19 protein-coding genes and 1 riboswitch are annotated in these 18,310 nt (G+C 73.6%); of the genes, 4 read left to right on the top strand and 15 right to left on the bottom strand.

What is annotated here, in order from left to right:
- Position 1: 1 nt before the first annotated feature.
- Positions 2–625: a bifunctional pyr operon transcriptional regulator/uracil phosphoribosyltransferase PyrR gene (gene pyrR / locus ACZ6Z8_RS25610; RefSeq protein ID WP_465612389.1), complete on the bottom strand. Its 624-nt coding sequence runs from the start codon at positions 623–625 to the stop codon at positions 2–4.
- A 333-nt stretch (positions 626–958) separates the two neighbouring features.
- On the opposite strand from pyrR, the gene bldD reads away from it, so the two are divergent.
- Positions 959–1,462: a transcriptional regulator BldD gene (bldD, locus tag ACZ6Z8_RS25605; protein WP_030056198.1), complete on the top strand. Its 504-nt coding sequence runs from the start codon at positions 959–961 to the stop codon at positions 1,460–1,462.
- Positions 1,463–1,552: 90 nt separating this feature from the next.
- Here the strand turns inward: bldD and ACZ6Z8_RS25600 are convergent, their stop codons facing one another.
- The 6 genes from ACZ6Z8_RS25600 to ACZ6Z8_RS25575 all read right to left on the bottom strand — a co-directional run bounded on the left by ACZ6Z8_RS25600 (position 1,553) and on the right by ACZ6Z8_RS25575 (position 6,429).
- Positions 1,553–2,479 carry a hypothetical protein gene (locus ACZ6Z8_RS25600; RefSeq protein ID WP_465612388.1) on the bottom strand — a complete coding sequence of 309 codons (927 nt, stop codon included), beginning with the start codon at positions 2,477–2,479 and terminating at the stop codon, positions 1,553–1,555.
- A gap of 154 nt (positions 2,480–2,633) precedes the next feature.
- Positions 2,634–3,455: a thioesterase family protein gene (locus tag ACZ6Z8_RS25595; RefSeq protein WP_465612387.1), complete on the bottom strand. Its 822-nt coding sequence runs from the start codon at positions 3,453–3,455 to the stop codon at positions 2,634–2,636.
- 124 nt (positions 3,456–3,579) lie between these two features.
- Positions 3,580–4,017: a transcription antitermination factor NusB gene (gene nusB, locus ACZ6Z8_RS25590; protein ID WP_350508646.1), complete on the bottom strand. Its 438-nt coding sequence runs from the start codon at positions 4,015–4,017 to the stop codon at positions 3,580–3,582.
- 4 nt (positions 4,018–4,021) lie between these two features.
- Positions 4,022–4,585 (bottom strand): elongation factor P, encoded by a 564-nt coding sequence (efp, locus tag ACZ6Z8_RS25585; RefSeq protein WP_465612386.1) that lies wholly within the window; start codon positions 4,583–4,585, stop codon positions 4,022–4,024.
- Positions 4,586–4,663: 78 nt separating this feature from the next.
- Positions 4,664–5,770: a M24 family metallopeptidase gene (locus tag ACZ6Z8_RS25580; protein ID WP_465612385.1), complete on the bottom strand. Its 1,107-nt coding sequence runs from the start codon at positions 5,768–5,770 to the stop codon at positions 4,664–4,666.
- Between the two features lie 86 nt (positions 5,771–5,856).
- Positions 5,857–6,429 carry a helix-turn-helix domain-containing protein gene (locus tag ACZ6Z8_RS25575; protein ID WP_465612384.1) on the bottom strand — a complete coding sequence of 191 codons (573 nt, stop codon included), beginning with the start codon at positions 6,427–6,429 and terminating at the stop codon, positions 5,857–5,859.
- 163 nt (positions 6,430–6,592) lie between these two features.
- Here ACZ6Z8_RS25575 and ACZ6Z8_RS25570 point away from each other — a divergent pair, with 163 nt between their 5' ends.
- Positions 6,593–7,444, top strand: a complete 852-nt coding sequence (locus ACZ6Z8_RS25570) for an EamA family transporter (protein ID WP_465612383.1) — start codon at positions 6,593–6,595, stop codon at positions 7,442–7,444.
- Between the two features lie 3 nt (positions 7,445–7,447).
- Here the strand turns inward: ACZ6Z8_RS25570 and nicT are convergent, their stop codons facing one another.
- Positions 7,448–8,566 (bottom strand): Nickel transporter NicT, encoded by a 1,119-nt coding sequence (gene nicT, locus ACZ6Z8_RS25565; protein WP_465612382.1) that lies wholly within the window; start codon positions 8,564–8,566, stop codon positions 7,448–7,450.
- Positions 8,567–8,598: 32 nt separating this feature from the next.
- A riboswitch (cobalamin riboswitch) is annotated at positions 8,599–8,793 on the bottom strand.
- Between the two features lie 81 nt (positions 8,794–8,874).
- On the opposite strand from nicT, the gene ACZ6Z8_RS25560 reads away from it, so the two are divergent.
- Positions 8,875–9,258: an ArsR/SmtB family transcription factor gene (locus ACZ6Z8_RS25560; RefSeq protein WP_465612381.1), complete on the top strand. Its 384-nt coding sequence runs from the start codon at positions 8,875–8,877 to the stop codon at positions 9,256–9,258.
- An 86-nt stretch (positions 9,259–9,344) separates the two neighbouring features.
- Complete coding sequence (locus tag ACZ6Z8_RS25555) at positions 9,345–11,015, top strand: hypothetical protein (RefSeq protein WP_465612380.1); 1,671 nt, start codon at positions 9,345–9,347, stop codon at positions 11,013–11,015.
- Here the strand turns inward: ACZ6Z8_RS25555 and ACZ6Z8_RS25550 are convergent.
- The 7 genes from ACZ6Z8_RS25550 to aroC all read right to left on the bottom strand — a co-directional run bounded on the left by ACZ6Z8_RS25550 (position 11,012) and on the right by aroC (position 18,271).
- Positions 11,012–13,003 carry an AAA family ATPase gene (locus ACZ6Z8_RS25550; RefSeq protein ID WP_465612379.1) on the bottom strand — a complete coding sequence of 664 codons (1,992 nt, stop codon included), beginning with the start codon at positions 13,001–13,003 and terminating at the stop codon, positions 11,012–11,014. The two genes, ACZ6Z8_RS25555 and ACZ6Z8_RS25550, sit on opposite strands and share 4 nt — an antisense overlap.
- Positions 13,004–13,073: 70 nt before the next feature.
- Positions 13,074–13,883: an Fpg/Nei family DNA glycosylase gene (locus ACZ6Z8_RS25545; RefSeq protein ID WP_465612378.1), complete on the bottom strand. Its 810-nt coding sequence runs from the start codon at positions 13,881–13,883 to the stop codon at positions 13,074–13,076.
- An 81-nt stretch (positions 13,884–13,964) separates the two neighbouring features.
- The gene (locus ACZ6Z8_RS25540) at positions 13,965–14,906 is read right to left on the bottom strand and encodes an AAA family ATPase (protein WP_465612418.1); all 942 of its coding nucleotides are present in this window, start codon (positions 14,904–14,906) and stop codon (positions 13,965–13,967) included.
- Between the two features lie 141 nt (positions 14,907–15,047).
- A complete protein-coding gene (aroQ, locus tag ACZ6Z8_RS25535) occupies positions 15,048–15,476 on the bottom strand; it encodes a type II 3-dehydroquinate dehydratase (protein WP_380421788.1) in 429 nt (142 codons plus the stop codon).
- Between the two features lie 8 nt (positions 15,477–15,484).
- Positions 15,485–16,576 (bottom strand): 3-dehydroquinate synthase, encoded by a 1,092-nt coding sequence (aroB, locus tag ACZ6Z8_RS25530; RefSeq protein WP_465612377.1) that lies wholly within the window; start codon positions 16,574–16,576, stop codon positions 15,485–15,487.
- Positions 16,569–17,090: a shikimate kinase gene (locus ACZ6Z8_RS25525; protein WP_465612376.1), complete on the bottom strand. Its 522-nt coding sequence runs from the start codon at positions 17,088–17,090 to the stop codon at positions 16,569–16,571. Before ACZ6Z8_RS25525 ends, aroB begins: the two co-directional genes overlap by 8 nt.
- Positions 17,087–18,271, bottom strand: coding sequence for a chorismate synthase (gene aroC, locus ACZ6Z8_RS25520; protein ID WP_465612375.1), 1,185 nt, complete (start codon positions 18,269–18,271; stop codon positions 17,087–17,089). Before aroC ends, ACZ6Z8_RS25525 begins: the two co-directional genes overlap by 4 nt.
- Between the last annotated feature and the right edge of the window lie 39 nt (positions 18,272–18,310).

Below are 18,310 nucleotides of genomic sequence, written 5' to 3'. Positions count from 1 at the left end.
GTTACTCCGGGAGGTGCGGTTCGGTGGGCTGGGAGGCCAGGGCCTGCGAGCTGCGGGCGGTGTAGTCGCGGTCGCCGACCAGGACGGCGTCCACGCCGTCGGTGTCGGAGAGGCGGACCTGCACGGCCTCGCGCAGCGAGGTGGGGAGGTTCTTGCCCACGTAGTCGGCCCGGATCGGCAGCTCCCGGTGGCCGCGGTCGACCAGCACGGCGAGCTGCACGGCGCGCGGTCGGCCGATGTCGTTCAGCGCGTCGAGCGCGGCGCGGATGGTGCGGCCGGAGAAGAGCACGTCGTCGACGAGGATGACGAGCTTGCCGTCGATGCCGCCGGGCGGGATCTCGGTGTGCTCCAGGGCCCGGGCGGGCTTCAGCCGCAGGTCGTCCCGGTACATGGTGATGTCCAGGGTGCCCAGCGGGATCTCGCTCCCGGTGATCTGGGCCAGCCTGTCGTGCAGGCGGCGGGCGAGGTGGACGCCCCTGGTGTGGATGCCGAGCAGCACGACGTCCTCCGCGCCCTTGGCGCGCTCGACGATCTCGTGCGCTATCCGGGTGATGACCCGGGTGATGTCCGTGCCGTCCAGCACCTGGTGCGGCGGCCGCGGCGTCGGTTCCTGGTGTGTGGTCATGCCGAAGCGGACCTCCTTCCCCGCCTCACGGGACGGGCCTTAAAGGATGTCTGGGAATCTGCCCCCGCCGACCGGGCGTGGGCTTCGGGTCATCCTACCAGCGCCCCGGAGTGGCAAACGGACCTGCGTCATTCCGCTTCGCCCGGTTAACGCCCCGGACGCGCCGACGATGCGGGCCATTCGCACGACTGCCCCATTCGGCTTGACGCAACTACCTTACTCTACGTAACCTCACAGTGAGTTACGAGACAGGCGTCGAACCCACCGGTAGCGACGTCGGCAATCGCCCGTGACCCACCACTGAACGCGAAGCAATCTCGTCCGGGGAGATCAATGTCCAGCGACTACGCGAAGCAGCTCGGAGGCAAACTCCGAGCGATCCGCACCCAGCAGGGGCTCTCCCTGCACGGTGTCGAGGAGAAGTCCCAGGGGCGCTGGAAGGCAGTCGTCGTCGGCTCGTACGAGCGCGGCGACCGTGCGGTCACCGTGCAGCGGCTGGCCGAGCTCGCCGAGTTCTACGGCGTTCCGGTGCAGGAACTCCTGCCCGGCGGCACCCCGGGCGGCGCGGCCGAGCCGCCGCCGCGCCTGGTCCTCGACCTGGAGAGACTGACCCAGGTCCCGTCCGAGAAGGCCGGCCCGCTGCAGCGCTACGCGGCGACCATCCAGAGCCAGCGCGGCGACTACAACGGCAAGGTCCTCTCGATCCGCCAGGACGACCTGCGCACTCTGGCCGTGATCTACGACCAGTCGCCGTCGATCCTCACCGAGCAGCTGATCTCCTGGGGAGTGCTCAACCCCGACGCGCGCCGCGCGGTGCGCGAGGAGGACGCGAGCTGAGGCTCGCCGACCAGCAACAGCAGGCAGAAACGTCACGGCGCGGTCCCGGACTCCGGGGCCGCGCCGCGGCGTTTCCCGAGCCGGGCGGGTTCAGCAGACCGTGCCCAGGCTGTAGCCCGGCTGCGCCGCCACGCCGTCCAGCCGCACCGGACGGGCGGCCGGCGCCCAGTCCGGACCGCCGCTCGACCAGGCCCAGGCGGCCGGCAGGTACTCCCCGCAGGAGGCCGCCGAGCCCTGGGAGCCGTGCAGCACCGCGACGGCCGGCAGCTCCAGCGCCAGCCCGGCGCACAGCACCGCGCAGACCAGCTCCAGCTCCTCGTCGTTGATCCGCACCACGCCGTCCTCCCACTGGAGCACCCGGGCCGCCGCGGTCAGCCGCCCGCCCGGCGCCTCCACCCGCAGCCGCAGCTCGTACACCCCGGCGCCCGCGCCGACCAGCATCCGGCGGAACACCTCGCTCCCGCGCTGGTGAGCGGCGCGCACCCAGCGCACGTGCTCCTCGTCCGCCTCCGCCCGGTCCGCGCCGCCGAGCAGCGCGCCGTCCAGCAGCAGGTCGGCATGGCGGAGCGTCAGCCCGTTCTCCCGGGCCCGGACCAGCCTCGGCACGAAGTCCCCGGCCAGCTCCTCGCCCTGATAGGCCAACAGCTGGGTCTGCAGCGGCGGGTTGACCAGGTAGCGGTCGCGGGCGGCGGGCTCGGCCGGGTCCAGCCCGTGCAGCACGCAGAACTCCTCGAAGTCCTGCGGGTGGAACATCCGGGCCCGGACCGTCTCGAAGCGCTCCAGCGCGTCGGCCAGCAGCTCGGCGGTGTCGGCGAGGTAGCGCTCGTAGTCGGGCGCGTCGCTGACGCCCCAGGCGCGGGCCCGCGCGAAGTCGGCCCCGTTGGTGAGCACCCCGATGACGAACGCCTGCTCGGCCCCCTCGTCCCGTCGCGGCCGGTGCGGCGCCCGCAGCGCGGGGCGCAGGCCACCGGCGGTGCAGTCGGAGTTGCGGCGGGCGCGGCCCTTGCGGCTGGTCATCGGAGGCTCCTGGCATCGGCGGACGGCCGTCGACGGTGACGGTCAGCGGCGGGGCTCGCCGCTGACCGTGTTACTCCCCAGTTCCGCGCGCCGCACACGTACGGCGTGTCACAGGAATGTAACCACCGGTAATACCGCTGCGGTGCGGGTGTCTCTACCGCGGCGCCCGGGCCAGCTGGCGGGACTGGGCGACGAGACGGCCGGCCTCGTCCCAGATCTCGGCGTCCTCCTCGAAGTAGCCGCCGGCCAGGTTGCGGGTGGAGTGGACCACCCGCAGCCAGCCCGGGGCCGGCTTGGCCCGCAGGTGGACGGTCAGCTCGATGGTCGGGGCCCAGCCGGGCAGGCCGAGGTCGAAGGTGACCGGCGGCAGCGCGTCGGCGACCAGCAGGAGCAGCAGCGGGTCGGGCTCGCGGCCGTCGGCGAGCCGGAACCAGCCCTGGATCCGGCCCCGGCCGGAGGGCTGCCCGAGCGCCCAGCCGACGGTGTCCGGGTCGAGCCGCAGGTCGAAGCGCTCCAGCAGGGCGGCCTGCTCGATCAGCTGCTTGGGCGCGTGCTCGACGCCGATGCACTGGTCCGGCGGCGGCAGCTGCGGCGGGGTGGCGCTGGTGCGCACCTCGCCCTCGACGGCGCCGAGGTCGCCGTGGCTGGCCACCACGCGCAGGCGTTCGACGCCGCCCTGGCTGAGCGAGGCGGTGCCGGTGGACAGGCCGCGGCCGGTGCGCAGCACCTCGGTGCGGACGGTGGCCGGGCCGGGGGTGGAGGCGGACAGGTAGTAACCGCTGATCGACACCGGGTCCGGGTGCTGCCCGTGCTCCAGCGACAGCGCGTGTCCGGCCACGGCGAGCAGCAGTCCGCCGTTGACCCCGCCGCCGATCTGCCAGCCGGCGCCGAGCTCGGCCTCGTAGCGGCCGGCCTCCTCGGGATGTCCGGTCAGGGCGATGCCCAGGTCGAACTCGCTGCGGGTCGCGGTGGTCATGGGGGTGCCTGCCCTTCAAGTTACTGGCGAGTAGGGAACCCACCCTACGCCTGCCCCGGGAAACGCGGAATGGCCGTCGGATCCGAGATCTCGGATCCGACGGCCATTGCGCAGGGCGTCACCGTTACCGGCGGATGCTCGGCTTCAGCTCCAGGAAACGGGCGAGCATGCCGTTGACGAAGGCCGGGGAGTCGTCCGTGGAGAACTCCTTGGCGATCTCGACGGACTCGTCCAGGACGACCGCGTCCGGGACGCCGTCCTCCCAGATCAGCTCGTAGGCGCCGAGCCGCAGGACGTTGCGGTCCACGATCGGCATCCGGTCGAGGGTCCAGCCCACCGCGTACTGCTCGATGAGGTCGTCGATGCGACGGGCGTGCTGGACGTACCCCTCGATCAGCTCCATCGTGTACTCGCCGACCTGCGGGGTGCCCTCGTCGGGCTTCGGCTCACGGGCGCGGGCCACCCAGTCGGCGAGGACCTGCTGCGGGTCGACCCCGCGGTGGTCGGCCTCGAAGAGGATCTGGAAGGCCCGGGTACGGGCCTTGCTACGTGCGGCCGACACGGACTTACTTCACCCGGCCGAGGTAGCTGCCGTCGCGGGTGTCGACCTTGACCTTCTCACCGGTGGTGATGAAGAGCGGCACCTGGATCTCGGCGCCGGTCTCCAGGGTCGCCGGCTTGGTGCCACCGGTGGAGCGGTCGCCCTGGACGCCCGGCTCGGTGTTGGCGATGACCAGCTCGACCGAGGTCGGGAGCTCGATGTACAGGACCGCGCCCTCGTTGGTGGCGACCAGGGCCTCGAAGCCCTCCAGGAGGTAGTTGGCGGCGTCGCCGACGACGTCCTTCTCGATCGTGATCTGGTCGTAGGTGTCCATGTCCATGAACACGAAGTTCTCGCCGTCCTTGTACGAGAACTGCATGCCGCGCTTGTCGACGTTGGCGGTCTCGACCTTGGTGCCGGCGTTGAAGGTCTTGTCGACGACCTTGCCCGTCAGGACCTCCTTGAGCTTCGTACGCACGAAGGCCGGGCCCTTGCCGGGCTTGACGTGCTGGAACTCGACGACGGACCAGAGCTTGCCGCCCTCCAGCTTGAGGACCATGCCGTTCTTGAGATCGTTCGTGGAAGCCACGGGCGCACTTACTCCTGGATATAGCTGTCAAGGAACCAAGGGATCGCGTCCTGCCGTCGACGGCCTTCGGGGCCGCCGTCACAGGGCGAGGAGCTCCTTGGTGGTGATGGTGAGCAGCTCGGGCCCGCCCTCTTCGAGGGGGCGCACGACGAGCGTGTCCTCGATCCGGACCCCGCCCTTGCCCGGGAGGTGGACCCCCGGACCGACGGTGACCGGTACGCGGCTGTCCAGTTTACCCATGTCCGACGGACCGAGACGCGGCGCCTCCCGGATCTCCAGCCCGATGCCGTGGCCCACCGGGTGCGGCGAGGCCTCGGTGTGGCCGGCCGCCTCCAGGACCTGCCGGGCCACCCGGTCGGGCACGCACTGCTCGACGCCCGGGCCGAGCGCCTCCCGGCCGGCCCGCTGGGCGCGGAAGACCAGCCGGTGCAGCTCGACCTGCCAGGGCGCGGGAGCGGCGCCGATCACGAAGGTCCGGGCGGTCGAGACCCGGTAGCCCCGGTACTGGGCGCCCATCACCACGGTGAGGAAGTCACCCTCCTCCACCCGGCGGTCGGTCGGCTGGTGGGCGGGCTGGCCGGAGTGGCTGCCGGTGCCGACCGAGACCGGGAAGGCCGCCCGGTCGGCGCCGTGGTCGATCATCCGGCGCTCCAGCTCCATCGCCAGGTGCCGTTCGGTGCGGCCGACCAGGATCGACTCCAGCAGCTCGCCGAGCGCCTGGTCGGCGATCTCGGCGGCGATCCGCAGGTCGGCGATCTCGTGCTCGTCCTTCACCACCCGCAGCCGCTCCACCACCTGACCGAGGTCCCCCAGCCGGGCCCCCTCCACCAGCTCCGCGACCGCCCGGTGCCGGGTGACGGTCAGGTCGTGCTCCTCCACCGCGAGCTTCCGCACCCCGAGCCGCCCGGCCGCGGCCGCCGCCGCCAGCGCGGTGTCCGCCCCGGCCGGCACCGGCACCTGGGTGACCTCGCCGTCGATCAGGTGCTCCCCCGAGTCGTCCGGCGGCAGGTCGTCCGGCAGCGACAGCAGCGCCCGCTCCCCGGTCAGCAGCAGCGTCGCCCCGCAGGGCGCGCAGCCCGTCAGGTACCGCACGTTCGCCGCCCGGGTGACCAGCGCCGCATCGGCCCCGGCCGCACTGCAGTGCGCCCTCACCCGCTCCCGCCGCCCCGCGTACGCATCCACCATGCGTCGAGCCTACGAACCCCCGGCCCGAACCGCCCGCCGAGCGCCCGCGAAGAGCGCCGAACGCCCCCTGGCGGGGACTTCCGGGTTCAGCGCGGCGGGGGGACCGACACCACCATGGTGAGGCGCAGTTCCCGCTCGCCCGCGTTGCGGTAGACGTGCGCGTGGGAGGCGTCGAAGGAGACCGTGCTGCCGGCCGGGACCGTGTGGAGCCGTTCGCCGTGCATCAGGGTCAGCTCGCCGTCGACGACGCGCAGGATCTCCACCGTGCCGGCGGGGTGCGGCTCGGCCGAGTACTCCTCGCCCGGCTTCATCCGCCAGTCCCACAGTTCCAGCGGGCCGGGCGCCTCGATGCCGTGGAGCAGGGTGCCGGTGCCGCCGTGCGGGCCGGTCCAGAGCGGGACGGCCTGGTCGGCGGGCACGATCCGGACGTCCGGGCCCTCCTCGTAGTCGAGCAGCGTGGCGATCGAGACGCCGAGGGCGTCGCCGATCCGGACCACGGTGGCCACGCTCGGGTTGGTGCGGCCCTGTTCGATCTGGACGATCATGCCGCGGCTCACCCCGGAGCGGGCGGCGAGGGCGTCCAGGGTGTGGCCGCGCTCGGTGCGCAGCCGCTTGACGTTCCGGGCAAGGGCCCGGGAGACGAGGTCGGGGTCCGGCACGCGGGCAGTCCTCCGGTGTCCACCGTACGAGACGTACAGAATATTGTTCGGTCGAGTTCAGTTCATTGCACTACGCTGCGGTTCCGGCAACGAGTCCATCCGACTGTACTTCGGAGTGCATTGTGCTGTCCTCCAGCCTGTCCTCGATCGGCAGGCCCCTCCCATGACCGTCCTGCTCGCCCTGTCCGCCAGCCTGCTCACCGGCCTGGGCGACTTCGGCGGCGGCGTCCTCACCCGCCGGCTGCCCGCGCTCGCCGTCGTGGTCGTCTCCCAGGCCGCGGCCACCGTCGTCCTGCTCCTCGCGGTCCTGGCCACCGGCGGCTGGGCCGATGCCTCGCCCGCGCTCTGGAACGCCGTCGCCGCCGGGGTGATCGGCCCGTTCGCGATGCTCGCCTTCTACCGGGCGCTCGCGCTCGGCCCGATGGGCGTGGTGTCCCCGCTGGCCACCGTCGGCGTCGTGGTCCCGGTCGGCGTCGGGCTCGCGCTCGGCGAGCGACCCGGCCTCGGCCAGCTGGCCGGGATCGCGGTGGCGGTGGCCGGCGTGGTGCTGGCCGGCGGCCCCGAACGCGGCGGGCCGTCCGCCGCCCGCACGGCCCTGCTGCTCACCCTGGCCGCCGCGTTCGGCTTCGGCGCCAACATGTCCCTGCTCTCGCAGGCCTCGGCCGGCGGCGGACTGCTGCTCGTGCTGTGCGTCCAGCGGCTGGTCAACGTCGTCGTGGGCGGTGCCGCGCTGCTGGTCGGCCCGCGCGGCACCGACACCTCCGGGCTGCTGCCGGAGCTGCGCTCCCGACTGCCCCTGCTCACCGGCGTCGGCCTGGTCGACGTGGCCGGCAACGCCACCTACGCGCTGGCCTCGCACGGCGGCTCGGCGGCGGTGGCCGCCGTGCTCGCCTCGCTCTACCCCGTGGTCACCGCGCTGATGGCGCGCGGGGTGCTCAAGGAGCGGCTGCGCCCGGTCCAGGTGGTCGGCGCCGGGCTCGCCGTCGCGGGCACCCTGCTGCTCGCCGCGGCGTGACCGCTACTTCGGCGGCTCGGCGGGCGTCCAGCGCTTCTCGACGCCCGCCAGCTTCCAGTACGCGATGGCGATCGCCCACACCACCACGAACAGCCCCGCGATCGCGTAGCCGACGTTGTCCAGCGAGATGTCCGCGATGAACCCGGTCACCGGGTCGGTCAGGTCGAGCTTCTCGTGCAGCACCCCGACCAGCTCGATGGTGCCGATGATGAAGGCCACCGCGATCGACAGCCCGGTGATGGTCAGGTTGTAGTACACCTTGCGCACCGGGTTGGAGAAGGCCCACTGGTACGCGAAGTTCATGAACGTCCCGTCCAGGGTGTCGAACAGGCTCATCCCCGCCGCGAACAGCAGCGGCAGGCAGATGATCGCGTACCAGGGCAGCCCGGCCGCCGCGCCCGAACCGGCCATCACCATCAGGGTCACCTCGGTCGCGGTGTCGAAGCCCAGGCCCAGCACCATGCCGACCGGGAACATCTGCCCGGGCCGGGTGATCGAGCGGGTCGCCCGGTTGAGGATCCGGGCCATGAGGCCGCGCGAGTTGAGGTGCTCCTCCAGCTCGGCCTCGTCGTACCTCCCGGCCCGCATCGAGCGGAACACCTTGAGGATGCCGAGCAGCGCCGCCAGGTTGAGCGCGCCGATCAGGTAGAGGAAGGCGCCGGAGGCCGTGGTGCCGACCACCCCGAGCCACTTGTGGGTGGCCGAGTCGTCGTCCATCAGGGTGTTCGCCAGCTGGGCGCCGCCCGCCACCAGGGCGGCCATGATGACCACCATCGAGGAGTGGCCGAGCGCGAACCAGAAGCCCACCGAGACCGGGCGCTTGCCGTCCGCCATCAGCTTGCGGGTGGTGTTGTCGATCACCGCGATGTGGTCGGCGTCGAAGGCGTGCCGCATGCCCAGGGTGTACGCGGTGATGCCGAGGCCGACCCCGAAGACCTGGGTGCCGACGGCGTAGTCGTGCGGGGCGACCAGGAAGACGAGCGTCCCGAACGCCACCACGTGCATGGCCAGGATCACCCCCATCAGCCCGGCGGTACGGATGGTGTCCTCGCGCTTCCACCGGAAGGTGGGCAGGACGGAGGGGGCCGCCTCAGCAGGAGTGGCGGTTTCGGGCAGGGTCATCTTCGGATCACGCTCCAGCACCTCGTGGAATGACTTCGTGAGATGCCGTGGCCGGTCTCCTGGCTTACGGGACTTCCGGACCCGCCTTCCCAGGCGCACGAGGCGCCCAGTGGCACGTGGGTCCGGACAAACCACCCCCCGATCACAGTGGCGAGGGCCGCTCCGGACTGGGACCTGTTGATGGTCCGTCACCGGTCTTCCCGAGCACCACGGCGGGGAACACCGTAGGGGCAGGACCGCACCCTCGCAAGGTTGCGCACCTGTGCAGGTGTTCAGGATCACAGGTCGTGAGCTGCCAGAATGTCCGCATGCATCTCGTACCGGCCGACCGCGCGGGCCACCGCACCATCGACGGACACCGGGTCTGCGAAGCCATCGCCGCCATCGGTGACACCGAGCACGTCCGCTCCTGGGCCGAGCGGTTCTCCCTGCTCTCCGACCCCGGACGGCTCGCCCTGCTGCTCGCCCTCCACCGGGCCGGCCCGCTCGCCGTCAGCGACCTGGCCGTGGCCACCGGCATGCGCGACCCCGCCGTCTCCCAGGCCCTGCGCCTGCTCCGCACCGCGGGAGTGGTCACCGGTGACAAGGACGGACGCGTGGTGCGCTACCGGCTCGTGGACGACGGCATGCGCCCCCTCCTCGACGAGTGCGCCGCCGCCGAGCACGAGGAGCCGGCCGCAGCCGCGGGCTGACCGGCACCGCGAACCGCCCCGGACCGCGGACTGACCGACACTCGGCGAACCACGCCGCAGCGCGGCCGGATGAGTACGATCACGATGTGCCGTCCCACCCCCACGTCTGGCCCGCCGACCGCTGGAACACCCGCCCGGTCAGGGCCCGCGTGCTGGCGGTCGCCCGCACCCTCACCTCGGCCACCAGGGTCCTGGACGTCCTCACCCTGCTCGACCCGGACGGCATCGAGCGGTACTTCACCGTCAACCCCGGCTCCGCCTTCGCCGACCGCGCCCTGGACGACTTCCTCCACGGCCTGCCCGGCTACACCGTGCTGGACTGGGAGGACGCCGTCCGGCGCCGCTTCGACCTGGCCGTCGCCTGCGCCGTCCACGCCTCCATGCACCGCCTGGACGCCCACCTGGTCGTACTGCCGCACGGCGCCGGCTACAACCGCCTGGTCACCGAGTCCACCGGCGACACGGTCAGCGCGGCCGGCCTCTCCCGCCGTGAACTCACCCACCAGGGACGGGTGTTCGTCGACGTCCTCGGCCTCTCCCACCCCGAACAGCTGGACCGGCTGCGGGTCTCCTGCCCCGAGGCGCTGGACGTCGCCCGGGTCGTCGGCGACCCCTGCTTCGACCGGATCCTGCGCAGCGAACGCTCCCGCGACGGCTACCGCGCCGCGCTCGGCGCCGTCGACGGCCGCCGGCTCGTCGTCGTCAACTCCACCTGGAGCGAGCACTCGTTATTCGGCCGCCACCCCGACCTGCCCCAACGGCTGGTCCGGCAACTGCCCGCCGACGAGTACACCGTCGCCCTCGTGCTCCACCCCAACGTGTGGAGCCGGCACGACCCCGAAGCCCTGCTCGACGACGCCCGCCGGATGGGCCTGCGTCTCGTCCCGCCCCACCAGGGCTGGCAGGCCGCCCTCGTCGCCGCCGACTGCCTGATCGGCGACCACGGCTCGGTCTCCGTCTACGGCGCCGCCCTGGAACGCCGCACCCTGCTCGTCGCCACCGGCGCCGCCGAACTCGACCCGCGCTCCCCCAGCTACGCCTTCGGCCAGCACGCGCCCGCCCTCGACCCGGACGGCGACCTCGCCGCCCAGATCGAACTCGCCCTCGCCCAGGACCCGGCCGACCTGAGCGATCTCACCGACCGTTCGCTCGCCCACCGTGGCCGGTCCGCCCGGGTGCTGCGACCGCTGCTCTACTCCTTCCTCGACGCCCTGGACGAGCCCGCCGACGAACCGGTGCTGCCGCCCTACCCCAGGCCGGCACCCAGCCCGACCTGCGAGGGGCCCACCGCGTACGACGTCGAGGGCAGGAGCGAGGGCACCGAGGTCAGCCTCCGGCGCTACCCCTTCCACCCGGCCGACCACACCCCGCGCGGCTTCCACGCCCTCACCGACGACCACCCCGGCGACGCCCTGCGCTACACCGCCGAGGTCCTCGCCCGCACCGAGGCCCGCGCCGAACGGCCCGCCACCCGCTGGCTCGCGGACACCGCCCTCGAACTGCCCGGCCTCGCCGTCGCCGTGGCCGCCCTCGGCCCGGCCCGCCACCTGCTCCGGCTGCACGGCGGCCAGCTCCTCGAAGCCCGCGCCGAACGGGACTTCGGCTGCCCCGACCCCAGCCTCGACCCGCTGCTGCTCGGCTCCGCCGTGGCCTGCTGGCTCGCCGACGGAGGCGACCCGGCCGGCCTGCCCGACCACGGCCTCACCGTCCGCACCGGCGAGCACCGCACCCGGGTGTCCTTCACCACCGGGCCTTAGCCCTCCAGCTCCGCCAGCCTGGCCCGGCTGCGCTCGGCCAGCTCGGCGTCGTCCAGCTGTTCGGCGAGGGCGAGCAGCAGGGTGTGCGCCTGGGCCTCCTTGGCGTACTGCTTGCGGCTCCTGGCCCGGTCGGCGCAGGTGCCGGCCTGCTCGACCGCGAGGGCGAGCTGCCCGAGCGCCCGGTGGGCCCGGGCGTGCACCAGCGGCAGCTTCATCAGCATGTCGTGGTCCTCGGTGGCCGCGGCCAGGGCGGTGGCCTCGGCCAGTACGGCCAGCGCGTCGTCCGGGCGGGCGTCGGCGATCAGCGCCTGCGCCAGGTGGTAGCTCTGCACGATCTCGCCGTGCGTGTCGCCCTCGTTGGCCTCCCGGGCCAGCGTGAACTTCCCGACCGCGTCCGCCGGCCGGCCGTCGGCCAGGCACAGCAGGCCGTCCGTCTCGTGGAGCACGCCCACCACCTGGCGATTGGCCACCAGCGGCAGCTGCTCCGCGGCGAGCGCCAACTGCTCGGCCGCCGACGGGAAGTCCGCCCGCTCGTAGTGGGCCCGGGCCAGCTGGTTGTGCATCCGGACCACCGCGTCCGGGTTGTTCGCCCACCGGGCCGACTCGATGCCGAGCTCGTGGGTGGCGATCCAGTCCGAGTACAGCTTGCGGCCGTGGTACAGCGGCCAGAGCGACTCGCACAGCCGCCACACCTCGTCGTGCCACCCCCGCTCGGCCGCCGCCTCCACCACCGCGCGCAGGTCGGCCCGTTCGGCGTGGAGCCACTCCAGCGCGGCCGCCCCGGAGGGGAATCCGGGCAGTCCCTCGCCGCTCGGCTCCTGGAGGCGGAGCCGCGGGCCCATCGCCCGGTCCGCCAGCGAGGCCCTGCCCCGGTAGTAGGCCACCACCCGGGCCAACAGCCCGTCCCGGTCCGGCAGTTCGCGGGAGCGGGCGTAGGCGTGCGTCCGCACCACGTCATGGGCCTGGAAGCGCTCGCCCGGCCCCTGGTCGACGACCACGTCCAGCAGGTGCGCGGCGCACAGCTCGTCCAGGGCCTCCTCCGCCCGCTCGACGCCCGCCGCCCCGGCCAGTTCGGCCGACACGAAGGGCCCCGGGTGCACGCCGATCAGCCGGTAGAGCGACCGGCCGTACGGGGAGAGCCGCTCGTACACCGGGTCGTAGGTCTCGTGGAGGTTCCCCTCCTCGTTGTTCAGGATGGCCAACCTGCCTTCCCGGTCGGACAGTTCCGCCACCACCTGGCCGACGGACAGCCGGTCCCGGCCCAGCAGCTGGCTCCCGACGGCGTTCAGCGCGAGCGGCAGTCCCTCGCACCGCTCCACCAGGGCCGCCACCTCGACGTCGGTGCCGCGCCCGGCGCTCAGCCAGCCCCGGACCAGCGCCGCACCCGCCGCCGCGCTGAGCCGGTCCAGCCGCAGCACCTCGGCGCCGTCCATCCGCAGCGCGTCCAGCCGCCGCCGGCCCGCCGCCACCACCAACCCGCTGGACGGCAGCAGGGCGCGGACCTCGGCGGCGTGCTCGACGTTGTCCAGGAAGACCAGGCAGCGCTGGTCCGCGGTGGCGGTGCGGAACTCCCCGAACCGCTCGGCCTCCACGTCCGGCGGCCGGACGCCGAGGGCGCGCAGGAAGCCCTCCAGCACCCCGGCGAGGTCCACCGCGGACCGGTGCCGGTAGGCCTTGAGGTCGGCGTACAGCACACCGCCCGGGAAGTGCGCCGCCCGCTCGGCGGCGAACTTCGCCACCAGCTCGGTCTTGCCGACGCCGCCCAGGCCGGTGAACACGACGATCGCCGGCGCGCCGCGGTCGGACCGGGCCAACGCGGCCGTGAGCGCCGCGAGTTCACGCTCACGGTTGACGAAACCCGCTCGCGGCGGACGCACCTGGTGCGGACTCCGGTGCTTCGGCGGCAGGTGGACCGTGACGTTCCGCCCCTGGACCACGCTCCCGTGCACCGTGCCCGACACGCTGTTGGACACCTCGTCGCCGTCCACCCGTCCGCTCCCTCCGACCGGCCCGGGCCCCAGCCTACGGCGTGGGTCCGCCGCCGGGGCCGGAACCGCCTCAGGCCGCCTGGCAGGTCGGGCACCAGAACAGGTTGCGCGCCGCGTGCTCCTCCGTCCGCACCTCGGTGCCGCAGACCAGGCAGGGCATCGCGGCGCGGCGGTAGACGTACACCTCGCCGCCGTGGTCGTCCACCCGGGGCGGGCGGCCCATCGCCTCGGGGGTGTGCTCGGGGCGGACGGTGTCGATCCGGCCGGCGGCGACGCCCTCGTGCATCAGGGCGACCAGGTCGGCCCAGATCGCGTCCCACTCGGCGCGGGTGAGGTCGCGGCCGGCCCGGTGCGGGTTGACGTGGTGGCGGAACAGCACCTCGGCGCGGTAGACGTTGCCCACCCCGGCCAGCACCTTCTGGTCCATCAGCAGCGCGGCGACCGTCGTCCGGCTGCCGGATATCCGGCGCCAGGCGGCCTCCGGGTCGGCGTCGGCACGCAGTGGGTCGGGGCCGAGGCGGGCGGCGACGGCGGCCTTCTCGGCGTCGGTGACCAGGGCGCAGGTGTTGGGGCCGCGCAGGTCGGCGTAGCCCTCGTCGTTGGCCAGCCGCAGCCGGACCAGGCCGACGGGCTCGGGGGCGGGGCCGGTGCCGAAGCCGAAGCCGCCGTAGAGGCCGAGGTGGATGTGCACCCAGGCGCCCTCCTCGAAGCCGAGGAAGAGGTGCTTGCCGGTGGCCTCCGCGCCCGTGAGCAGCTGCCCGTCGATCGCCTTGGCCTCGTCGGCGAAGCGGCCCTGCGGGCTGGAGACCTGCACCGGCCGGCCGCCGAAGGCCTTCCGGTTCTGGCCGGCGAGGCGGTGGATGATGTGGCCTTCCGGCACGGGCGTCAGCTCCCCGGGGGTGGTTCTGGCGGGACCGGTCCATCATCGCAGCCGCCACCGACAGGGCCGCGAATCCGCAGGTCAGCGGACCGGCATCCCCATCAGCCGGGCCAGGATGACGCGGTCCAGCTCGGCCGCCGTACCGGCGACGTCCAGGTAGGAGTTGTCGATGATCGGCAGCCCGGAGTTGTACCAGCCGGCCATCCGCCCGTGGATGCGCGCCACCTCCTCGTCACCGAGCCGCCTGGTCCCGCTGCGGCGGGCGTTGCGGCGCAGCACCGAATCCAGACTGGGTAGCAGCACGACCGGGATCATGCCCGGGCCGATGTGCCGCTTCCAGCCGCCGAGACCGATCGCCGGGCGGTCCGGGAAGACGGCGTCGTCGATGATGCAGGAGATGCCGTTGGCCAGGTAGTTGCGGCAGGCGAAGCCGCAGGTGCGGCGGGCCAGCCGGTACTGGGCCTCGGAGGCGTTGTTCCAGCCGGACTGCGGGTTGGCGAAGCCCGACTGCACCCACTCCCGGACGTCGTCCAGGCTGATGTGCGCGGTCGGGGTGGCCCGGCGCTCGGCCCAGTACCGGGCGACGGTGGTCTTGCCCGCCCCGGCCGGTCCGATCAGCAGGACGGCGATCGGCCCGGCGGGCGCGTGCCGCTGCGGCGGGTGGGCGGGGAGCTGGACGGGCGTCCCGGCGGGCAGCACGAAGTGCCCGGTGCCACCGGCCGGTACGGGCACGCTGGGCCCGGACGGCGGCGCGGCGGCCGGTGCCGGTGCCGGTGCCTGGGCGGCTGCAGCAGGCGGGACGGGCATCGGTGCCGGAGCCTGCGCGGGCGCCGGAGCCTGAGCGGGCGCCGCAGGCGGAGCGGGCGCCGCAGGCGGAGCGGGCGCCGCAGGCGGAGCAGCAGCCGGCGTCGGCCCCGGGGCGGTGGCGGGGGCGACCGCGGGCCGAACCGTCGGCGGCGGCGGCGAGGGCGGCGGAACCGGCGCCCCCGACGGGGACACCCCCGTACCGCCCCCCGGCGGCACCGGCGGAGCGGCGGGACGCGGCGGGACCTGCCCACCTCCGGCGTACTGCGTCACGGCACCTCCTCCCGACACCTCTCAGCGGGGACACTACACGGCGGCCCGGCAGCGGGCACAGTCCGCCGCCGGGCCACTGACCAGCAGTCAGCGCGAGGTCAGCTGCTCCGCCAGCGCCCGCAGCGCCAGCTCGTACGACCCGATCCCGAAGCCCGCGATGGTCCCGGAGGCCACCGCCGCGATCACCGAGGTGTGCCGGAAGGTCTCCCGCGCGTACGGGTTGGAGATGTGCACCTCGATCAGCGGCGCGGTGCGCTGCGCCGCGGCGTCCCGCATCGCGTACGAGTAGTGGGTGAACGCGCCCGGGTTGATCACCACGGGCACCTTCCCGTCGGCCGCCTCGTGCAGCCACTCCACCATCTGCTGCTCGGAGTTGGTCTCGTGCACCTCGACCTCGAAGCCGAACTCCTTGCCCAGCGCGGTGCAGCGCTCGACCAGCCCGGCGTACGAGGTGGCGCCGTAAACGTCCGGCTCCCGGCTGCCCAGCCGGCCGAGGTTGGGGCCGTTGAGCACCATCACCCTGGTCACGCCGAGACCTCCGCGTACGCGGCGACCAGCAGCGACGGGTCGGGGCCCTCCAGCACGGAGGTCTTGCCGAGGCCGTCCAGCACGATGAAGCGGATCAGATCGCCGCGCGACTTCTTGTCGATCTTCATCGCGTCCAGCAGCTTCGGCCAGGCGTCCGCCCGGTAGGTCAGCGGCAGGCCGACCGAGGCCAGCACGGTGCGGTGCCGGTCGGCCGTCTCGTCGTCCAACCGCCCGGCCAGGCGGCCGAGTTCGGCCGCGAAGACCATGCCGATGGAGATCGCCGCGCCGTGCCGCCACTTGTAGCGCTCGTTGCGCTCGATGGCGTGGCCCAGGGTGTGGCCGTAGTTGAGGATCTCGCGCCGGCCGGACTCCTTGAGGTCCCCGGAGACGACGTCGGCCTTGACCTGGATGGCCCGGCGGATCAGCTCGACGGTGTGCGGGCCGGCCGGCGACTTGGCGGCCTCCGGGTCCGCCTCGATCAGGTCGAGGATGACCGGGTCGGCGATGAAGCCGCACTTGATGACCTCGGCGAGGCCGGAGACGTAGTCGTGCTTGGGCACGGTCTCCAGGGTGCCGAGGTCGGCCAGCACGCCCACCGGCGGGTGGAAGGCGCCGACCATGTTCTTGCCCTCGGCGATGTTGATGCCGGTCTTGCCGCCGACGGCCGCGTCGACCATGCCGAGCAGCGTGGTGGGCATGGAGATCCAGCGCACCCCGCGCAGCCAGGTGGCCGCCACGAAGCCCGCCAGGTCGGTGGTGGCGCCGCCGCCGAGGCCGACCACGACGTCGCTGCGGGTGAACCCGGTCTGCCCGAGCACCGACCAGCAGTACGCGGCGACCTCGGCGCTCTTCGCCTCCTCGGCGTTGGGCACCTGGAGCGCGATCGCCTCGTACCCCTCGCCGGCCAGGTCGTCGCGGATGGCGTCGGCGGTGGCGGCCAGCGCCTCGGGGTGGATGATCGCGACCCGCTTGGCCCGCGTCCCGATCAGCGGCGCCAGCTCACCGAGCAGCTGGTGCCCGATCAGCACGTCGTACGGGTCGTGGCCGGCGCTGCCGCCGACGTGGATCCTGACGGTGGTGTCAGTCATGGGGGGTCTTCAGCTCCAGTGCTTCCAGTACGGCGTCCGCGACCTGCTCGGGGGTGCGGTCGGCGGTGTCGACGACGGCGGTGGCCACCTCCAGGTAGAGGGGGCGGCGGGCGTCCATCAGCTCGCGCCAGCGGGCCCGCGGGTTGACGGCCAGCAGCGGGCGCGGGGCGTCCAGGCCGACCCGCTTGACCGCGTCGCCGAGCGGGACCTCCAGGAAGACCACCGGCAGCTCGCGCAGCAGCTCACGGGTGGCCTCGGCCATCACCGCCCCACCGCCGAGCGCCAGTACCCCGTCGTGTCCCTCGGCGGCCGCGCGCACGGCGCGGACCTCCAGCTCGCGGAAGTGCGGCTCGCCCTCGTCGATGAAGATCTCCGGGATGGGCTTGCCGGCCAGCGCCTCGATGTCGGCGTCGGTGTCCCGGAACCCGACTCCCAGGCGCTCGGCCAGGGCCCGCCCGACGGTGGACTTGCCACTGCCGGGCGGGCCGACCAGCACCACGACGGGTGTCGTCATCGGATGATCAGGTTGTCGAGGTAGCCCTGCACGTTGCGACGGGTCTCGGAGACGTTGTCGCCACCGAACTTCTCGCTCACCGCGTCGGCCAGCACCAGCGCGACCATCGCCTCCGCGACGATGCCGGCGGCCGGCACCGCGCAGACGTCCGAGCGCTGGTGGTGCGCCTTGGCCGGCTCGCCGGTGCGCACGTCCAGGGTCTGCAGCGCCCGCGGCACGGTGGCGATCGGCTTCATCGCGGCGCGCACCCGCAGCACCTCACCGGTGGTCAGGCCGCCCTCGGTGCCGCCGGAGCGGCCGGAGGTGCGCTTGACGCCCTCGGGGGTCGGGACGATCTCGTCGTGCGCCTTGGAGCCCGGCACCCGGGCCAGCTCGAAGCCGTCGCCGACCTCGACGCCCTTGATCGCCTGGATGCCCATCAGCGCGGCGGCCAGCCGGGCGTCCAGCCGGCGGTCCCAGTGCACGTGCGAGCCGAGGCCCACCGGCACGCCGTACGCGAGCACCTCGACCACGCCGCCGAGGGTGTCGCCGTCCTTGTGGGCCTGGTCGATCTCGGCGACCATCGCCTTCGAGGCGTCCGCGTCCAGGCAGCGCACCGGGTCGGCGTCCAGCCGGGCCTCGTCCGAGGGCACCGGCACCACACCGGCCGGCGCCTTGGCGGCGGCCAGCTCGACCACGTGGCTGACGATCTCGATCCCGGCCACCTCGCGCAGGTACGCGCGGGCGACGGCGCCCAGCGCGACCCGGGCGGCCGTCTCCCGGGCGCTGGCGCGCTCCAGGATCGGCCGGGCCTCGTCGATCGAGTACTTCTGCATGCCGGCCAGGTCGGCGTGGCCGGGCCGGGGGCGGGTCAGCGCCTCGTTGCGGGCCAGGCCCGCCAGCACCTCGGGGTCGACCGGGTCGGCCGACATGACCTGCTCCCACTTCGGCCACTCGGTGTTACCGACCATGATCGCGACCGGGCTGCCCATGGTCAGGCCGTGCCGGACGCCGCCGAGGAAGGTCACCTCGTCCTGTTCGAACTTCATCCGCGCCCCGCGGCCGTAACCGAGCCGGCGGCGCGCCAGCGCGTCGGCCACCACGTCGGTGGTGACCGGTACACCGGCGGGCAGGCCTTCCAGCGTCGCGACGAGTGCGGGGCCGTGCGACTCCCCCGCCGTCAGCCAGCGCAACGTACCCAACGGAGCTCCTTCATCAGCGGACCGGCCCACGGCACCGCC

It is taken from the genome of Kitasatospora sp. NPDC101108, assembly GCF_055584725.1.
This window is presented reverse-complemented; position numbering and strand designations above follow the sequence as displayed.

What these genes read in the sequence shown, in the direction of transcription:
- pyrR (WP_465612389.1), bottom strand. Translation starts at nt 625, where the DNA reads ATGACCACACACCAGGAACCGACGCCGCGGCCGCCGCACCAGGTGCTG.
- bldD (WP_030056198.1), top strand. Translation starts at nt 959, where the DNA reads ATGTCCAGCGACTACGCGAAGCAGCTCGGAGGCAAACTCCGAGCGATC.
- ACZ6Z8_RS25600 (WP_465612388.1), bottom strand. Translation starts at nt 2,479, where the DNA reads ATGACCAGCCGCAAGGGCCGCGCCCGCCGCAACTCCGACTGCACCGCC.
- ACZ6Z8_RS25595 (WP_465612387.1), bottom strand. Translation starts at nt 3,455, where the DNA reads ATGACCACCGCGACCCGCAGCGAGTTCGACCTGGGCATCGCCCTGACC.
- ACZ6Z8_RS25580 (WP_465612385.1), bottom strand. Translation starts at nt 5,770, where the DNA reads ATGGTGGATGCGTACGCGGGGCGGCGGGAGCGGGTGAGGGCGCACTGC.
- ACZ6Z8_RS25570 (WP_465612383.1), top strand. Translation starts at nt 6,593, where the DNA reads ATGACCGTCCTGCTCGCCCTGTCCGCCAGCCTGCTCACCGGCCTGGGC.
- nicT (WP_465612382.1), bottom strand. Translation starts at nt 8,566, where the DNA reads ATGACCCTGCCCGAAACCGCCACTCCTGCTGAGGCGGCCCCCTCCGTC.
- ACZ6Z8_RS25560 (WP_465612381.1), top strand. Translation starts at nt 8,875, where the DNA reads ATGCATCTCGTACCGGCCGACCGCGCGGGCCACCGCACCATCGACGGA.
- aroQ (WP_380421788.1), bottom strand. Translation starts at nt 15,476, where the DNA reads ATGGTGCTCAACGGCCCCAACCTCGGCCGGCTGGGCAGCCGGGAGCCG.
- aroB (WP_465612377.1), bottom strand. Translation starts at nt 16,576, where the DNA reads ATGACTGACACCACCGTCAGGATCCACGTCGGCGGCAGCGCCGGCCAC.
- ACZ6Z8_RS25525 (WP_465612376.1), bottom strand. Translation starts at nt 17,090, where the DNA reads ATGACGACACCCGTCGTGGTGCTGGTCGGCCCGCCCGGCAGTGGCAAG.